The 1,251-nt window shown below is 73.2% G+C and carries 1 protein-coding gene and 1 pseudogene; one reads left to right on the top strand and one right to left on the bottom strand.

Features of this window, described 5'->3' with window-relative positions:
* Nucleotides 1-34 precede the first annotated feature (34 nt).
* Nucleotides 35-712, bottom strand: coding sequence for a uracil-DNA glycosylase (locus tag B9S61_RS10610; protein ID WP_103542027.1), 678 nt, complete (start codon nucleotides 710-712; stop codon nucleotides 35-37).
* Nucleotides 713-876: 164 nt separating this feature from the next.
* On the opposite strand from B9S61_RS10610, the pseudogene B9S61_RS10605 reads away from it, so the two are divergent.
* Nucleotides 877-1,251: pseudogene (locus B9S61_RS10605) on the top strand (hypothetical protein); the annotation flags it as partial.

Below are 1,251 nucleotides of genomic sequence, written 5' to 3'. Positions count from 1 at the left end.
GCCGCTTCGCCGTGCGCGTGGGCGGGCCCGCGGATCAGGGCAGGCGCCACTCCACCGGCTGGGCGCCCTGGCGGGTCAGCAGGTCGTTGGCCCGGCTGAACGGGCGTGAGCCGAAGAAGCCTCGGTCGGCCGACATCGGCGACGGGTGGGCCGACTCGACCGCGGGGAGACTGCCGAGCAGCGGACGGCAGTTGCGGGCGTCCCGTCCCCACAGGATGGAGACCAGGGGTTTGCCTCGCTCCGCCAGCGCGCGGATCGCCTGCTCGGTGACCTCCTCCCAGCCCTTGCCGCGATGGGCGGCAGGCTTGCGCGGGGCCGTCGTCAGTGCCCTGTTGAGCAGCAGCACGCCCTGTTCGGTCCACGGGGTCAGATCGCCGTTCGACGGCCTGGGCAGGCCCAGGTCGGAGTTCATCTCCCGGAAGATGTTCTCCAGGCTCCCCGGCAGGGACCTCACCTCGGGCGCCACCGCGAAGCTCAGCCCGATCGCCATACCGGGCGTCGGATAGGGGTCCTGGCCCACGATCAGGACGCGGACGTCGTCGAACGGCTGCTGGAACGCCCGTAGGACGTGAGGACCCGCGGGCAGGTACGTACGCCCCGCGGCTATCTCCGCCCGCAGGAAGTCGCCCATCGCCGCGACTCGGTCGGCCACCGGTTCAAGGGCCTTCGCCCAGCCCGCTTCCACCAGTTCATGCAAAGGTCTTGGTGCCACGCACGGACTCTAGCGACATCAGCGCCCGGACTCCCACCCGAGGCACCACCGGGCGGCACCGGACGGCACCGGACGGCACCGCCGGGACGCTAGTGTTCGTCCTCGTCGTGACCGGCCGGTCCACGACAGCGTGCGGCCGGCCGTCGGAGGGAAGGGGAACCGCCGTGTCCGGGCCCGGATATCTCGCCGTGGACTCCGGGGGTTCCGGGCTCCGGGTCGTCGTCGGGGCCGGCGGGCGGGGTCCCCTGGCAAGGGCCGCCTCGGGAGAACCGGTGCGGACCGGGGCACGGGGCATCGACCCGGAGCACCTCATGGAACAACTGGTGCCGATGGCAAGGGCGTTGTGCGCCAAGTCCGGGACCGGGCAGCCAGTCGCGGCCGTCGTCGGCGCGGCCGGGATGGCCAGCCTGGGGGACGCGCTGCGCGCGGAGCTGCCGGGCGCGCTGGGACGTGAACTGGGAGTGCGGCGGGTGGCGTTGGCCGCGGACGCGGTCACCTGGCCCGAGTTCGGTCAGCTGCACCCCTTCGTGCCCGCCGGG

Source organism: Streptomyces sp. SM1 (assembly GCF_002910825.1).
Classification (GTDB): Bacteria; Actinomycetota; Actinomycetes; order Streptomycetales; family Streptomycetaceae; genus Streptomyces; species Streptomyces okerensis.
Note: the sequence above shows the minus strand (reverse complement) of the source record. Positions and strands in the feature narration are given on the sequence as shown.